This is a genomic window from Kitasatospora sp. NPDC088160 (assembly GCF_044741445.1).
In the GTDB taxonomy this organism is placed as follows: domain Bacteria; phylum Actinomycetota; class Actinomycetes; order Streptomycetales; family Streptomycetaceae; genus Kitasatospora.
Genome location: NZ_JBIUSS010000003.1, coordinates 141,721 through 156,139, shown reverse-complemented (window position 1 = coordinate 156,139; position 14,419 = coordinate 141,721). Strand labels below are relative to the sequence as shown.

14 protein-coding genes are annotated in these 14,419 nt (G+C 74.9%); 4 read left to right on the top strand and 10 right to left on the bottom strand.

Annotation, left to right across the window (positions count from 1 at the left end):
• Window positions 1-26: 26 nt before the first annotated feature.
• The 8 genes from hppD to ACIOGZ_RS05470 all read right to left on the bottom strand — a co-directional run bounded on the left by hppD (window position 27) and on the right by ACIOGZ_RS05470 (window position 8,016).
• Window positions 27-1,013: a 4-hydroxyphenylpyruvate dioxygenase gene (gene hppD / locus ACIOGZ_RS05505; protein ID WP_363582526.1), complete on the bottom strand. Its 987-nt coding sequence runs from the start codon at window positions 1,011-1,013 to the stop codon at window positions 27-29.
• Between the two features lie 42 nt (window positions 1,014-1,055).
• Window positions 1,056-2,312, bottom strand: a complete 1,257-nt coding sequence (locus ACIOGZ_RS05500) for a beta-ketoacyl-[acyl-carrier-protein] synthase family protein (protein ID WP_363582528.1) — start codon at window positions 2,310-2,312, stop codon at window positions 1,056-1,058.
• Complete coding sequence (locus tag ACIOGZ_RS05495; protein WP_363582530.1) at window positions 2,309-3,931, bottom strand: class I adenylate-forming enzyme family protein; 1,623 nt, start codon at window positions 3,929-3,931, stop codon at window positions 2,309-2,311. The genes ACIOGZ_RS05500 and ACIOGZ_RS05495 overlap by 4 nt, the downstream gene beginning before the upstream one ends.
• A gap of 279 nt (window positions 3,932-4,210) precedes the next feature.
• Window positions 4,211-4,795, bottom strand: a complete 585-nt coding sequence (locus ACIOGZ_RS05490; RefSeq protein WP_363582532.1) for a hypothetical protein — start codon at window positions 4,793-4,795, stop codon at window positions 4,211-4,213.
• A 61-nt stretch (window positions 4,796-4,856) separates the two neighbouring features.
• The gene (locus ACIOGZ_RS05485; protein ID WP_363582534.1) at window positions 4,857-6,005 is read right to left on the bottom strand and encodes a beta-ketoacyl synthase N-terminal-like domain-containing protein; all 1,149 of its coding nucleotides are present in this window, start codon (window positions 6,003-6,005) and stop codon (window positions 4,857-4,859) included.
• Window positions 6,002-6,256 carry an acyl carrier protein gene (locus ACIOGZ_RS05480; protein WP_350885552.1) on the bottom strand — a complete coding sequence of 85 codons (255 nt, stop codon included), beginning with the start codon at window positions 6,254-6,256 and terminating at the stop codon, window positions 6,002-6,004. Before ACIOGZ_RS05480 ends, ACIOGZ_RS05485 begins: the two co-directional genes overlap by 4 nt.
• The gene (locus tag ACIOGZ_RS05475; RefSeq protein ID WP_363582536.1) at window positions 6,253-6,546 is read right to left on the bottom strand and encodes an acyl carrier protein; all 294 of its coding nucleotides are present in this window, start codon (window positions 6,544-6,546) and stop codon (window positions 6,253-6,255) included. Before ACIOGZ_RS05475 ends, ACIOGZ_RS05480 begins: the two co-directional genes overlap by 4 nt.
• A 33-nt stretch (window positions 6,547-6,579) precedes the next feature.
• Entirely contained in the window at window positions 6,580-8,016 is a 1,437-nt protein-coding gene (locus ACIOGZ_RS05470) for an AMP-binding protein (RefSeq protein ID WP_363582538.1), read from the bottom strand.
• A gap of 174 nt (window positions 8,017-8,190) precedes the next feature.
• Between ACIOGZ_RS05470 and ACIOGZ_RS05465 the strand changes: the two genes are divergently transcribed.
• The 4 genes from ACIOGZ_RS05465 (at window position 8,191) to ACIOGZ_RS05450 (ending at window position 12,486) form a co-directional block, all read left to right on the top strand.
• Window positions 8,191-9,291, top strand: a complete 1,101-nt coding sequence (locus ACIOGZ_RS05465) for an alpha-hydroxy acid oxidase (RefSeq protein ID WP_400805801.1) — start codon at window positions 8,191-8,193, stop codon at window positions 9,289-9,291.
• A gap of 49 nt (window positions 9,292-9,340) precedes the next feature.
• On the top strand, window positions 9,341-10,135 hold the full coding sequence (locus ACIOGZ_RS05460) for a class I SAM-dependent methyltransferase (RefSeq protein ID WP_400984980.1): 795 nt from the start codon (window positions 9,341-9,343) through the stop codon (window positions 10,133-10,135).
• Window positions 10,136-10,240: 105 nt separating this feature from the next.
• Complete coding sequence (locus ACIOGZ_RS05455; RefSeq protein ID WP_400984978.1) at window positions 10,241-11,176, top strand: alpha/beta hydrolase; 936 nt, start codon at window positions 10,241-10,243, stop codon at window positions 11,174-11,176.
• The gene (locus ACIOGZ_RS05450) at window positions 11,173-12,486 is read left to right on the top strand and encodes a PLP-dependent aminotransferase family protein (protein WP_400984976.1); all 1,314 of its coding nucleotides are present in this window, start codon (window positions 11,173-11,175) and stop codon (window positions 12,484-12,486) included. Before ACIOGZ_RS05455 ends, ACIOGZ_RS05450 begins: the two co-directional genes overlap by 4 nt.
• Before the next feature lie 84 nt (window positions 12,487-12,570).
• Here ACIOGZ_RS05450 and ACIOGZ_RS05445 read toward each other — a convergent pair whose 3' ends face one another.
• Complete coding sequence (locus ACIOGZ_RS05445) at window positions 12,571-13,335, bottom strand: ABC transporter permease (RefSeq protein ID WP_363582548.1); 765 nt, start codon at window positions 13,333-13,335, stop codon at window positions 12,571-12,573.
• A gap of 22 nt (window positions 13,336-13,357) precedes the next feature.
• Window positions 13,358-14,332: an ATP-binding cassette domain-containing protein gene (locus tag ACIOGZ_RS05440; protein ID WP_363582550.1), complete on the bottom strand. Its 975-nt coding sequence runs from the start codon at window positions 14,330-14,332 to the stop codon at window positions 13,358-13,360.
• Window positions 14,333-14,419: the final 87 nt, after the last annotated feature.

The following is a 14,419-nucleotide window of genomic DNA, read 5'->3' as shown; positions in this document are numbered from 1 at the left end:
GCCCCTTCTTGAGGTGTGGGCGGCGGTCAGACGGCGGCGTCGGAGCTCTGCCGCTCGACGGCCTCGTACAGGGCCTTGATGTTCGCGGTGCCGAAGGTGCCGGCGCCCTGGCGCTCGATCAGCTCCAGGAAGTACGTCCGCCGGGGGTGGGTGGAGCGGACGAAGATCTGGAACAGCTGGCCGCCGTGGTCCTGGTCGACGAGCACGTGCAGGTCGCGCAGGGTCTCCACCGGGATCGCCGTCTCGCCGAACCGCTCGGCCAGGGCGTCGAAGTAGGTGCCCGGGGTGCTCAGGAACTCCACGCCGTTGGCCCGGGCGGTGCGGACGGCGGTGGCGATGTCGCCGGTGCGGAAGGCCAGGTGCTGCACTCCGGCGCCGTCGTGGGAGGCCAGGAACTCGTCGATCTGGCCGGGCCGCCGGGTGGTGTCCGGCTCGATCAGGGTGAAGGTGACCTCGCCGGAGGCGCTCTGCACCACGCTGGAGTCCATGGCCTGCCGGCCGACTTCGATGTACTCGCCGAAGATCCGGTGGAAGCCGAGCGCGGCCTCGCAGAACCGTACGGCGTCGGCGAGTTCGCCGGCCGGGACGCAGATCGCGACGTGGTCCAGGGCGTCCAGCAGGCCCGGCTCGTCGGCGGGTTCGGCCGGGCGCGGCGGTACGAACCTCAGGGCGGTGTCGCCGAAGCCGGCGATCAGCCGGCCGGCCCGGTCCAGCACGCGGGCGCCGTGCCGCTCGGCGCGCTCCAGCGCGGCCTGCGGGTCGGTGCAGGCGAGGGCGAGGGCGGCGACGCCGTCCCCGTGCCGGGCGACGAAGCCGGCCACCGGGTGGTCGGGGTCGGCGGCGGAGGCCAGGTGCATCCGGATCGAGCCCTGGCGCAGCCGGATGGTGCGGGCGCCGTCCGGTGCGGTCTCCGGGGCGTCGGCGGCGAAGCCGAAGTCGGCGCAGAGCCCGGCCGCGGTCTTGTCGGCGTCCGCGCAGTGGAACTCGACGTGGGTGATGGACTGGATGGACAACGGGATCTCCCCCGGAGGGATGGAAGGGCGCGGATCGGCGCGCTACTTGGCGGCCCGGGTGGACGCCGGGCCGAGGATCAGGCTGAGGTTGTGGCCGCCGAAGGCGAAGGCGTTGCTCAGCGCGGCGCGCACCGGTGCGGACCGGGCCCCGCCCCGGACGTGGTCCAGGTCGCAGGCCGGGTCGGGGTCGGTCAGGTTGAGTGTCGGCGGCAGCGTCCCCCTCGCCACCGCCAGGGCGGTCACCGCCGCCTCCAACGCGCCCGCGGCGCCGAGGAGATGGCCGGTGGCACCCTTGGTGGAGCTGACCGCGGGCGGGTGCGCGCCGAAGACGGCGCGCAGGGCGGCGGTCTCGGCCACGTCACCGAGCTTGGTGCCGGTGCCGTGGGCGTTCACGTAGTCGATGTCGCCCGGTGCCAGGCTGGCGTTGGCGAGCGCGGAGCGCATCGCGTCGGCGGCGCCGGAGCCGTCGGGGCGGGGCATGGTCGGGTGGTGGGCGTCGGTCGAGGCGCCCCAGCCGATGACGTCCGCGTACCCGGCGGCGCCGCGGGCGTCGGCGTGGTCGGCGCGTTCCAGGACGAGGACGGCGCTGCCCTCGCCGAGCACGAAGCCGTTGCGGCGGGTGTCGAAGGGCCGGCTGGCCTGCTCCGGATCCTCCCAACCCTGGGCGAGCGCACGGGCGTTGGTGAAGGCGGCGGCGATGGTCGGGTGCAGCGAGGACTCGGTGCCGCCGCACACCACCACGTCCGCGTCGCCGGAGCGGATCAGCCGCAGCCCCTCGGCGACGGCCTGGGCGCCGGCCGCGCAGGCCGTCACCACGGCCGAACTGTAGCCGCGGATGCCGTGTTTGATGGCGATCCGGGCGGTGGCCATGTTGGAGAGCATGCCCGGCAGCAGGTACGGGCTGACGCCGGGGCGGCCGCGTTCCAGCCGGCGGTGCGACTGCTGCTCGAAGGTCTCCAGTCCGCCGCCGCCGGTGGCCAGCACCACGGCGGTGCGGTGCGGGTCGGCGTCCCGGCCGACGACCAGGCCGGCGTCGGCGAGCGCGTCGTCGGCGGCGGCCAGGGCGAGCAGCACGAAGCGGTCCACGCAGCGGGTCTCGGTGGGCGGCAGCACCTCGCGGCCGTCCACGGCGGGGGCGATCCCGGCGGCGGGCAGCCAGCCGTGCGCGGCGTGGCCCTCGGGGACGGCGGTCAGTCCGGAGCGCCCGGCGTTGAGCGCGTCGAACACCTCGGCGGGCTTGCGGCCGAGCGGCGAGACCAGGCCGAGGCCGGTGACGACGGCGCCCTCGCGGCGGGTCATCGGGCACCGGCCGCGGCGTCGAGGTAGCGCTGGCGCAGCAGTACCTTGCGGACCTTGCCGGTGGGGCCGAGCGGGATGTCGTCCCCGGAGACGACCAGCACCTGGCGTACGGTTGCGGCGGCGGCCTCGTCCAGGGCGGCGATGACGTCCTTGGTCCGGTCGGCGGTCGGGTCGGCGTCGGCGGTGAGGATCAGCAGCACGTCGGTGACCACGCGCTCGCCGTCCCGCACGGCGACCACCGTGCAGTCCGCCACGTCCGGGCGGGCGGCCAGCACCCGCTCCTCCGACATGGCGGTGAACAGCCGCTTGCCGTCGCCGAGTTCGACCGAGTCGACGGCCCGGTCGACGTGGTAGTAGTAGCCCTCCCCGTCCCGGTACATCAGGTCGCCGGTGAGGAAGCGGCCGCGGATCCGGGTGCGGAAGGTGGTGGCCGAGTCGTTCCAGTAGCCGAGTGCCAGGGTCGGTGAGGAGGTGGCGAGTTCGCCGACCTCGCCGGGGCCGAGCGGCTCGCCGTCCGGGCCGACCACCTCGCAGTCGACGAAGGCGTGCGGGCGCCCGACGCAGCGCCCGTAGCGCTCGGTGCCGGGGCCGTGGGTGATGAAGAAGTGCGAGTGGCCCATCTCGGTGGAGCCCAGGCCGTCGACGAACAGCGAGCCCGGCGTCCGGGTGCGGCCCGCGCGGGTGACGGACTCCCGGCTGCCGGTGGCGATCAGGCGGCGGATGTGCACCTCGTGCGCGCAGTCGCCGGTGTTCCACCACAGGGCGACGGTGGCGAGGTCCCGGGCGGCGAGGTCGTGGTGGGCGAGTTCGGCCCAGGTGGCGGCGAAGCCGATCACCCCGGTGGGCCGCCACTGCTCGATCGCGTCCAGCACCCCGGCGCCGGACTGCCGTGACAGCACGGCGAGTTCGGTGTGCGAGCTGAGCGCCAGGTTGAGCGCGATCAGGGTGGCGGCGTGCGGCGCGGGCAGTGCGCTGAGCATCCGGTCCTGGCCCTGCGGGCGGGGCAGCCGCAGCCGGTGGCGGATCGCCGCGTACAGGCTCGCGTGCGAGTGGACGACGGCCTTGGGCATTCCGGTGGTGCCGGAGGAGTGGGTGATCGCCACCGGGTCGCCGGACCAGTGCCGGTACGGCTCGGGGGCGGCGTCCGGGTCGCCCGCGCCGAGGGTGGAGATCTCGGGCAGCAGCGGCGCGCCGGGGTCGTGGCCGGCCAGCGCGGCCAGGTGGGCCGGGTCGGCGAGGACGCCGACGGCGCCGAGTCGGGCGATGTAGCGGGCGGCCCGCTCGCCGTCCACGTTGGGGTTGAGCAGCGCGGGGATGGCGCCGAGCCGGGTCAGGGCGAGGAAGGCGAGCACGTGGTCGGCGGCGTCGCTCGCGAAGACCACCACCGGGTCGCGCCGGGTGATGCCGAGGGCGTGCAGGGCGGCGGCGCGGGCCCGGACGGCGCGGTCGAGTTCGCGCAGGGTGAGCGGTTGCCAGGCGGGGTGGTCGTCCACCGGGGTGTCGAAGGTCAGCAGCGGTTCGTCGAGGCCGAGGCCGAGTGCGAGCCGGGCGGTCAGGACGTTGCCGGCGCCCACGTCGGGGTCGTCCGCGATCAGGCTGCGGACACTGCGGATGGTCACGGGGTGGATCCCTCCCTCGGGGCCGGAGACGGCCCGGGCGGCTGATCGGTTGGCGTGGGTCGGGCGGCCGCGCGGGCGGCGAAGGGTGTCGGCGGGTGTCGGTGGGCTGTCGGCGGGTGCGACGGGGCCTGGGTGGGTGACGGGGCCGGGTGCTGGTCTGCCGGGTGCGGCTGCTTCAGTCGTCGGGCCTCGTTCGTGGGTACGGCCGGCGGTGGCCGGACGGTTCAGTCGGTGACTCGGTCGGTGACTGAGTCGGTGACTCGGTCGGTGACCGGGACGTCAGCCGGTGACCAGGACGGCCACCGCGTGTCCGGCGGCCTCGCCCGGTCCGTCGTCGCCCGGTTCGGCGGCGATGACCAGCACCTGGTCGGCGTCGCCGTCCGCGAGGAGCAGCGCTGCGAGGTCGAGCGCGTCCGAGGGCACCTGCCCGGGGACGGCGCGGGCCGGGCTGATCGCCACGACGGGGCCGGTCAGACCCCAGCGGGCGGCGATGTGCCCGAGGACGGCGTTGGGGTTGGACTGGAAGAACAACAGGGGTGCGGGGCGCCGTCCGGGTTCGGCGCTCCGGTCGATGGCCCGCGCGGTGGCGCGGTCGCCGTCGGCGCTGGCCAGCAGCAGTGCGGTCCGCCCGGGGGCGGGCGGGGCGCCGTGGTGGGCGCGCAGGCAGCGGTCGGCGGTGTCGGCGACCAGCGGGTTGAAGCCGGAGGCGGCGAAGCCGGGCAGCGGTGGTGGCGGGCCGGCCAGGTCGGGGTCGGCCGAGCCGGGGTCGGGTCGGCGGGCCTCGGCGAGGACCCGCAGCCGGGCGGCGGCCGGCGCGGGTGCGGCGAAGTTCGTGGCGTCGGGGTCTGTGGCGTCGGTGGTCATGGTGTGGGTGCCGGGGTACGGGGTCGGCGCCGTCGAACGGCGGGCGGGGGCCGGTGGCCGGTCATGCGGGGGCCACCAGCAGGGCGGTGTTGGCGCCGCCGAAGGCGGAGTTGAGGCTGAGTGCGTAGCGGGGGCGGGCGGCGCGGGGGCCGTCGAGGACGAGGTCCAGGCCGACGTCCGGGTCCGGGCCGAGCCAGCCGGCGTTGACCGGGAGCAGGCCGGTGCCCAACGCGCCGATGGTGACGGCGAGTTCGAGCAGGGCGGAGGCTTCCAGGGCGTGCCCGTGGACGGATTTGCTGGAGCTGACCGGGAGTTCGGCGGTGTGCGCGCCGAAGACCCGGCGCAGCGCGCTCGCCTCGGCCTGGTCGGCGAGGGTGGAGCCGGTGCCGTTGGCGTTGACGTAGCCGACCTCGGCCGGGGCGACGCCGGCGCGGGTGAGCGCGGCCTCGACGGCCCGGGCGACTCCGGCGCCGTCCGGTTCGGGGCGGCACACGTGGTGGGCGTCCCCGGCGCGGCCCCAGCCGGCCAGCCGGGCGAGGGCGGTGGCGCCGCGCCGTTCGGCGGCCGGGGCGGCCTCGACCAGCACGGCGGCGGCCGCGTCGCCGAGCAGGGTGCCCGTGCGGCCGGTGCTGAACGGGCGCAGCTCGCCGTCCCGGGCCAGCGCGCGGCCGGCGTCGAAGACGGCGAACACGCCCGGCTCGACCAGGTGCCCGGCCGCGACCAGGACCCGCTCGTGCCGCCCGGTGGCGACCAGCGCCGCGGCGTCCGCGACGGCGGTCGCGGCTGCCACGCAGGCGCCGGTGTACACCCGGGTGACGCCCGCGGTGCCCCAGGCGGCGCGGACGCCGGCGGCCACCGCGTCGGCGGTGCCCCTGGTCCGTTCGTCGCTGTGCAGGGCGAGCAGGACGGGCGTGTCCGCGCCGTCGGCGGCGGTCAGTCCGGCCTGGCGGCAGGCCTGGCCGACGGCGTCGAGCACCGCGCGGGCCAGCGGGAAGGTGTGCGCGAGCGGCACGTCGTCGGGCAGCAGGGCGGCCCGGGTGGCGCGGCGGGCGCTCACGTCGAAGCGGGTGACGGGGCCGAAGGCGGTCTTGCCGTGGGCGGCGGCCTCGGTCAGCGGGCCGAGTCCGCGCCCGGCGGCGCTGAGCACGCCGAGCCCGGTGACCACCGGCCGGCCGCGCGGCCGGTGTGCGGAGGGCGCGCCGGTGGTCATGGCCGGGCGCCCACACGTTCGGCCAGGACGGCCGAACGCAGCAGTTCGGTGGCGTCGTCGACCGTCCGGACGGCGCCGAAGCGGTCGTCGTCGAGGTCCACCTGGATGCCGTAGCGCTGCTCGAACTCGGCTATGAGCCAGGTGAGTTCGAGCGATCCGAGGTCGTCGGGCACGGTGTCGGCGGCGCGCTGCCCGAACGCCGCCAGCATCGCGCGGACCTCGGCCCGGTCGGGGAGGGCGGAGCCGCTCACGCCGGGCTGCCGGCGGTGGCGGTGGCAGTGGCGGCGGTGGTGCTGGCGGCGATCCGCTTGACGACGTCGGCGGTGAACTCGTCGAGCGTCATCAGCGCGGTGGTCTCCATCTCGTCGAGGTCGAACTTGATCCCGAACTCGTCCTCGACCTGCACCGACAGCTCGGCCAGCGCGAGCGATTCGAGGTCCAGCCCGGCCGGGCCGAGGTCGGTGTCCCCGGTGACCTCGGAGACGTCGTACTGCATCTCGGTGAGCGAGGCGAGGACGAACTCGCGGACGCGGTCCTGCATGGTGTGGCTCCTTGTCGGGGTGCGTGCGGTGGATCAGAGCGCGGCGGCCGTGGCGGTGCTGCGCAGGGCGGCCGGGTCGCGCAGGAGTTTTCCGGTGGCGGTACGGGGGAGTCGGGGCAGCAGGGCGAGCCGTCGCGGCCGCTTGTAGGCGGCGAGCCGGCGGGCCAGCCCGTCCTGGACGAGGGCGAGGTCGGCGTCGGGTTCGGTGGCGAGGTAGGCCTCGATCGCGCCGTCCTCGAAGACCACGACGGCCTCGCGGACCTCGGGCAGCGCGGTGAGCGTCTGCTCGACCTCGGTGAGGTCGACCTTGAGGCCGCCGATCGAGACCTGCGAGTCCAGGCGGCCGAGGACGGTGACCAGGCCGGTGGCCGGGTCGAGTTCGGCCGCGTCGCGGGTGTGCAGCCAGCCGTCCGACCAGCGGGTCGGGTCGTCCAGCCCCGGGTAGGGCGAGGATTCCGCGCCGATTCGCAGTTCGCCCGCGACCAGCCGCAGCCGCATCCCGTGGACGGGCTGCTTGGCCGGGTGGAGCGTGCCGGACAGGTCGGTGGCGATGACCCCGGTCTCGGTCATCCCGTACATGGTGCCGAGCGGGACGCCGTAGCGGTCGGCGAACAGCGCGGGCAGGCCCGGGCGGACCAGCTCGCCGGCCACGATCATCCGCCGCAGCCCCGGCAGCGCCGGGGGAGTGACGGCGCCGGCCAGCAGTTCGGCGTGGAAGGGCACTCCGATGACGGTGGTCGGCCGGTCGCCGGCGGCGACCGCGGCGAGGATGCCCGCCGCCGTCATCCGCTCGGGCACGGTGAGCGAGGCCCGGGCGTGCAGACTGTTGAGCAGTCCGCCGACCAGGCCGAGCACGTGCACCACGGAGGACAGCAGGACGACCCGCTCGCCCTCGCCGGGGAACTCCACCAGCCTGTGGTAGCAGTCGAGTTCGCGGAGCAGGTCGGAGGCCGTGCGGGCGATGACCTTGGCCGGGCCGGTGGACCCGGAGCTGAGCTGGATCAGCGCGTGCCCGGTGCGGGCCGGGCGCCCTTCCGGCAGCCGGACGGCCACCGGCTCGACCTCGGAGAAGCCGCGCAGGGCCGCCGCGGGCCGGTGGGCGGAGCCTACCAGGACCTGCGGGGCCAGCCGCGCCACCGCCGCGTCGACCTCGTGGTCCGTCAATCGGTGGTCGAGCAGCGCCACTTGGGCGCCGAGCCGCCAGCACGCCAGCAGCACCGTGACGAACGCCACCGAGGGCGGCAGCCGTAGCGCGGCCGTGCCGCCGGGGCCGAGTCCGGCCGCGGCGAGGTGCGCGGCCTGTTCGTCGACCAGGGCGCGCAGGGCGTCCCGGTCGAGTGGTACGCCGAGATGCAGGCACTCCTCGCCTCCAGGACCGGCCAGCAACAGCCGGTCGACCCAGGCGTCCGGGGCGTCGGCGTGCGGCGGTGAGGAAGGCGGAAGTGAAGAGGGGGAAATGCCGGTCAACACCGCTCCACACAAGTGAGGGGATTTGACATGGACGCCGTTCACAACCAAAACGGTCAATTCCGTTGCCAGACGATTGCACAGACGTTTGGTCAAATCAAGGTCTATACCAATGTGGTTGTTGCTCCTACGCTGCCGAACCGGGGCTGGTCCACGCGTGGCCGCCCGGAATCGAGGATGCCCGTGGGAGAACTCACGCTGGCCGGGATGGAGCGCGCCGCGCGCGCGCAACTTTCCCCGGAAATATGGGACTTCATCGAAGGCGGCAGCGGCACGGAACGCACCGTGGCGGCGAACCGGGAAATGTTCGCGCGCTATGCACTGCGCCCGCGCACGATGGTCGACGTCTCCGACTGCTCGCCCGCGAGCACGCTGCTCGGCGCGCCGCTCGGCCTGCCGGTCGGCATCGCCCCGATGGCCTACCACCGGCTGGTCGACCCGGAGGGCGAGACCGCCACCGCGCGCGCCGCCGGCCGCGCCGGGGCCCTGCTGGTCGCCGGCATGTTCGCCAGCCGCACGCTGGAGGAGATCGCGGCCGCCGCCACCGGTCCGCTCTGGCTCCAGCTGTACTGGCTGCGCGAGCGCGCCGCGCTCGCCGCCCTGGTCGAACGCGCCGAGGCGGCCGGCTACCGCGCGCTCGTCCTGACCGTGGACGCCCCCAGGATCGGCCGCCGCCTGCGCGACCTGCGCAACGGCTTCGCGATCCCGCCCGCCGTCCGCGCCGTCAACCTGGACCAGGACCTGATGTCCGCCAGCCACCGCGCGACGGACGGCGGCTCGGGCATCGCCGAGCACGCCCGCGAACAGTTCGACCCCACCCTGACCTGGGCCGACCTCGACTGGCTGCGCGCCCGCACCCGGCTGCCGCTGGTCCTCAAGGGCATCCTGACCGCCGAGGACGCCCGGCTCGCCGCCGAGCACGGCGCCGACGCCGTCGTGGTCTCCAACCATGGCGGGCGGCAACTCGACGGCGCTCTGCCCTCCCTGGCCGCACTGCCCGAGGTCGTCGACGCCGTACCCGCCGACCTGCCGGTGCTGCTCGACGGCGGGGTGCGCACCGGCGCCGACATCGCCGTCGCGCTCGCCCTCGGCGCCCGCGCCGTCCTGGTCGGCCGTCCGGTGTTCTGGGGCCTCGCCACCGAGGGGGAGGCGGGTGTGCACCGAGTCCTCGACCTGCTGCGCGACGAACTGGAGCACACCATGGCCCTGTTGGGCCGCCCCCGGCTCGCCGACCTGGACCGCACGGCCCTCGCCCCCTGGCCCTGCCCGGCCGGCTGAACCGCGCACCGCCTGCACCACGTTGTCCGTACTGGATGGAGAACAACAGATGACCGAACCGACCCCCGAGACCGAACGCAACGACCCCTTCCCCGGCTGGGACTGGGACGACCCCGACGGCCTCGCCACCCGCCTGGACGCCTTCAGCGAGCAGGTCGCCACCTGCGACACGCTCGAAGCGCACCCCGGCGGGCTGCCCCGCGACCACGCCGGATTCCGCGAACTCGGCCTCACCGGAATCGAGTTCGCCGCCTTCCGGACCGCCCACCCGGAAGGACTCGGCACCGACCTCACCACCCTGCGCAGCCCCGACGCCGCCACCGAACCCGGCACCCTCTACCGGGTCGACGGCGACCGCTGGTTCACCCAGCTCGACATCGGTCGGCCGCTGCCCTTCGCCGACGCCAGCGTCGACTGGGTCTACGCCGAGCACCTGATCGAGCACGTCACCATGCCGGTCGCGGTCGGCTGGCTGCGCGAGGTGCGCCGCGTCCTGCGCCCCGGCGGCGTGCTGCGCCTCACCACCCCGGACCTCGCCCGCTACCTGGCCGGCTACGCCAACGGGGACGGCTTCCTCGCCAAGCACCGCCGCCGCCTCACCACCCTCGGCTTCGGCCCGCCGATGCCCGCCCGCCCGGCCTTCCTGGTCAACCAGATCTTCCGCCACTACGGGCACCAGTGGATCTACGACCTGGACGAGCTGCGCCACGTCCTCACCCTCGCCGGCTTCGAACCCGAGCGGATCCGCCACTGCGCCTACCGCCAGGGCGCCCGCCCCGACGTCGCCGACCTCGACACCGCGTTCCGCACCGACGAGACCGTCTACGTCGAAGCCGACCGCTAGGCCCTCGTGTCCTCAGGCCCATGGACCCCTGGATCCTGAAGCCCTCAGGCCCTGAGTCCGCCCGCCGACGCCTCCGCACCGGATCTGTACCGAACGGGACCACCCATGCCCCTGCACCCCCAGGCCGAGGCGCTGCGCGCCCGGCGCGCGAGCGGCGGTGCGCCGCCGCTCTACACCCTCACCCTGGCCGAGGCCCGCGCCGCCGACCTCGCCGACATCCGCGCCGCGGCCGGGAGCCCCGAGCCGGTCGCCGCCGTCGAGGAGCACCGCATCCCCGGCCCGGGCGGCGAACTCGCCCTGCGGCTCTACCGCCCCGAGCCGCCCGGCCGTCAACTACCGGCCCTGCTGTACCTGTTCGGTGGCGGGTGGGCCCTCGGCTCGCCGGACACCAGCGACGCGATCTGCCGCCGGCTGACCAACGCGGCCGGCTGCGTCACCGCCTCCGTCGGCTACCGGCTCGCCCCCGAACACCCCTTCCCCGCGGCCGTCCACGACTGCCGCGCCGCGCTGTACTGGCTCGCCGCACACGCCGGCGAGCTCGGCGTCGACCCGGGTCGGCTCGCCGTCGGCGGCGACAGCGCCGGCGGCAACCTCACCGCCGCCCTCACCCTGATCGCCCGCGACGAGAACGGCCCGGCCCTGCGCCACCAACTGCTCGTCTACCCGAACACCGACCACGCCGCCGACACCCCCTCGCTGCGCGAGCACGACGACCCGATGCTCTTCAACCGCCGCTCGGTGGCCTGGTACTGGGGCCACTACCTGGCCGACCCCGCCGACGGCGCCCACCCGCACGCCTCCCCGTTGCGCGCCCCCGGCCTGGCCGGACTGCCGCCCGCGACCGTCATCACCGCCGAGTACGACCCGCTGCGCGACGAGGGCGAGCAGTACGCCGAGGCGCTGCGCGCGGCCGGCGTCCCGGTGGAGCGCCGCCGCTACGCCGGCATGCCGCACGGCTTCTTCGCCATGACCGGCACCCTGGACGCGGCCGCCGACGCCCAGCGCTACGCCGCCGAGCGGCTGCGCGAGGCCCTGCGGTGAGCGCGCCCGAGCCCCTGCCCCTGGCCGACCTGCACGCCAGCCTGGCCGACCCGCTGCTGGACGCGATGACCTTCCTCAACGAGGTCACCACCCGTTACCCCGACGCCGTCTCCTTCGCCCCCGGCCGCCCCTACGAGGGCTTCTTCGAACCCGAGGACGTCCCCGCCTACCTGGACACCTACCTCGCCCACCTGGCGGCCCGCGGCCTCGACCGGGACGCCGTGCGCACCGCGCTGTTCCAGTACGGCCCCACCAAGGGGATCATCGCCGACCTGGTCGCCCGCACCCTCGCCAACGACGAGGGCCTGGCGGTGGCCCCCGAGGCCCTGGTGCTGACGGTCGGCGCCCAGGAGGGCATGCTGCTCACCCTGCGCGCGCTGTGCGCCGGCCCGGACGACGTCCTGCTGGTCAGCTCGCCCTGCTACGTCGGGGTCACCGGCGCCGCCCGGCTGCTCGACCTGACCACCCTCCCCGTCCCCGAGGGCCCGGCCGGCGGCCCCGACCCGGAGGCCGTGCGCGCCGCCGCCCGGGCGGTGCGGGCCAAGGGCCGCCGCCCGCGCGCCCTCTACGTCGTCCCGGACTTCGCCAACCCCTCGGGCACCAGCATGCCCGTCGCGGCCCGCACCCGGCTGCTGGAGACGGCCGCCGAGGAGGGCCTGCTCGTCATCGAGGACAACCCGTACGGCTTCTTCGCCCGCGACCCGGGGGAGCGGCCGACGCTCAAGGCGCTCGACCGCCGCCGCCAGGTGGTCTACCTGGGCTCCTTCGCCAAGACCTGCTTCCCCGGCGCCCGCCTCGGCTACGTCGTGGCCGACCAGGAGGTGGCCGGCCCCGGCGGGCGGCGCACCCTGCTGGCGGACGAACTGGCCAAGCTGAAGAGCATGACGACGGTCAACACGCCCGCGCTCAGCCAGGCCGTCATCGGCGGCATGCTGCTGCGCCACGACTGCCGGCTGCGCGCCGCCAACGCCGCCGCCACGGCCCACTACGCGGCGGGCATGGACACCCTGCTGCGGGAGCTGGACCGGCACTTCCCGGCCTCCGAGCGGCGCCGTTCGGGCGTGTCCTGGAACCGGCCCGAGGGCGGCTTCTTCGCCGTGCTGACCGTCCCGTTCGCCGCCGACGACGCGGCGATGGAGCGCTGTGCCCGCGGGTACGGGGTGCTGTGGACGCCGATGGCGCCGTTCCACCCGGCGGGCGGCGGGGAGCACCGCCTGAGGCTCTCGATTAGTTCGCTGACACAGACTCAGATTATCGACGGTGTGGCAAAGTTGGCAGCGTTCATCGCCTCCCGGGCGATCGCTTCCTGAACGACGCTCGCAACAGCAGGAGGGGCCCGGCTCGTGAGCCGGGCCCCTCCTCGTGCACGTGTCCCCGTCCTCGTGCGTCGTGTCTCAGCGCACCCGGGTGGAGAACAACCGGGCCGACCAGTACACCGACAGCACGGTCATCACCACGACGACCAGCAGGCCCTGCCACACCGCACTGTCCCCGAGGTGGCCGGAGAACAGCGCGCGCATGCCCTCCACCGCCCAGTAGAAGGGGTTCCACTTGGCGGTCTGCTGCAGCCAGTGCGGCGCCAGGGTGAGCGGCAGCAGCACCCCCGAGAGCAGCGCGATCGGCTGCGCGATGGTGTTCACCACCGGTGCCATCGCCGCGTCCGTCGGTACCATCAGCGCGATGCCGTAGGAGATCGCCGAGGTCATCAGCGCCAGCAGCCCGAGCAGCAGGTAGGCGAGCAGCAGGTTCAGCGGGCTCACCCGCAGCCCGAACGGCAGCGCGATCAGGGTGATCAGGACGGCCTGCACCAGCAGCGCCACCATCTCCCGCAGCGCCCGCCCGAGCAGCAGCGCCAGCCGGCTCACCGGCGTCACCCGGGAGCGCTCGATGATGCCGGCCCTCAGCTCGCCGAGCAGGCTGAAGCCGGTGAACAGCCCGCCGAAGATGCACAGCACCGCCAGCAGGCCCGGCACGTACACCTGGTAGGCGTCGGCGTAGCTGCTGGCACCGTCGGGGGCGAGCACCTTCTTCAACAGCGGGGCGAACAGCAGCAGGTAGAACACGGGCTGGATGATCCCGACGGCGATCCAGATCGGGGTGCGGATCATCAGCAGCACCTGGCGCTGGAAGACCAGCCAGGTGTCGCGGGCGAGCTTCATGGTCTCCCCAGGAATGGGCGGATCAGGACTGCTGGAGCGAACGGCCGGTGCGGGCCAGGAACACGTCGTCCAGGCTGGGGCGTTGGAGCTGGACGGTGCCGGGCGTCACGCCCGCCCCGTCCAGTGCGCGCAGCAGCTGCGGGATGGCCGCCGCGCCGTCCTCCAGGTAGAGCCGCAGTCCGTCCTCCCCGCTGAACTCCAGCCGGTGCAGGTACGGCTGCGGGCGCAGCACCTCGGCGGCCCGCTCGGCGACGCCCTCTCCGGGCTCCAGCCCGAGCAGCACGACGTCGCCGGAGATCTCGCGCTTGAGCACCTCGGGCGTGCCCTCGGCCACCACCTGGCCGTGGTCGACGATCGCGACCCGGTCGCACAGGGCGTCGGCCTCGTCGAGGTAGTGCGTGGTGACGACGACGGTCATGCCCTCGGTGCGCAGCCGGCGGATCTCCTCCCACACGTACGCCCGGCTGGCCGGGTCCAGCCCGACCGTGGGCTCGTCCAGGAACAGCACCCGGGGCTCGTGGATGACGCCGAGCGCGATGTCCACCCGGCGGCGCTGGCCGCCGGAGTAGGTGGCGCACGGGCGGTCGCCGAATTCGGCCAGGTCGAAGGCCTTGAGCGCGCCCTCGGCGGCCTGGACGGCCTGCGCCTTGGCGACGCCGTACATCCGGGCCTGGAGCACCAGCTCCTCGCGGGCGCTGACGGTGTCGGTGGTGCCGCCGCCCTGGGCGACGTAGCCGATCCGGCGGCGTACACCGGCCGGGTCGGTGAAGAGGTCGGCCCCGGCGATGCTGGCCTGACCGCCGTCCGGGCGGATCAGGGTGGCCAGCATGCGCAGGGTGGTGGTCTTCCCGGCGCCGTTGGGCCCGAGGAAACCGTAGATCTCGCCCGCGTCGACGGACAGGTCGATGCCGCGCACAGCGTCGACGGTGGGGTTCTCGCCGCTCTTGCGGGAGGTCTTCTTGCGATAGGACTTGCGCAGTCCCGTGGTCTCGATCAACCGGAACTCCCGTGCGGGGATGGGCTGCCACGGCACCTGGGAAGGCGGTGCTCGGCACCTGCGAAGGCGGTGCTGGGCGCCACCCTA

What these genes read in the sequence shown, in the direction of transcription:
- ACIOGZ_RS05500 (WP_363582528.1), bottom strand. Translation starts at nt 2,312, where the DNA reads ATGACCCGCCGCGAGGGCGCCGTCGTCACCGGCCTCGGCCTGGTCTCG.
- ACIOGZ_RS05490 (WP_363582532.1), bottom strand. Translation starts at nt 4,795, where the DNA reads ATGACCACCGACGCCACAGACCCCGACGCCACGAACTTCGCCGCACCC.
- ACIOGZ_RS05485 (WP_363582534.1), bottom strand. Translation starts at nt 6,005, where the DNA reads ATGACCACCGGCGCGCCCTCCGCACACCGGCCGCGCGGCCGGCCGGTG.
- ACIOGZ_RS05475 (WP_363582536.1), bottom strand. Translation starts at nt 6,546, where the DNA reads ATGCAGGACCGCGTCCGCGAGTTCGTCCTCGCCTCGCTCACCGAGATG.
- ACIOGZ_RS05465 (WP_400805801.1), top strand. Translation starts at nt 8,191, where the DNA reads ATGCCCGTGGGAGAACTCACGCTGGCCGGGATGGAGCGCGCCGCGCGC.
- ACIOGZ_RS05460 (WP_400984980.1), top strand. Translation starts at nt 9,341, where the DNA reads ATGACCGAACCGACCCCCGAGACCGAACGCAACGACCCCTTCCCCGGC.
- ACIOGZ_RS05455 (WP_400984978.1), top strand. Translation starts at nt 10,241, where the DNA reads ATGCCCCTGCACCCCCAGGCCGAGGCGCTGCGCGCCCGGCGCGCGAGC.
- ACIOGZ_RS05445 (WP_363582548.1), bottom strand. Translation starts at nt 13,335, where the DNA reads ATGAAGCTCGCCCGCGACACCTGGCTGGTCTTCCAGCGCCAGGTGCTG.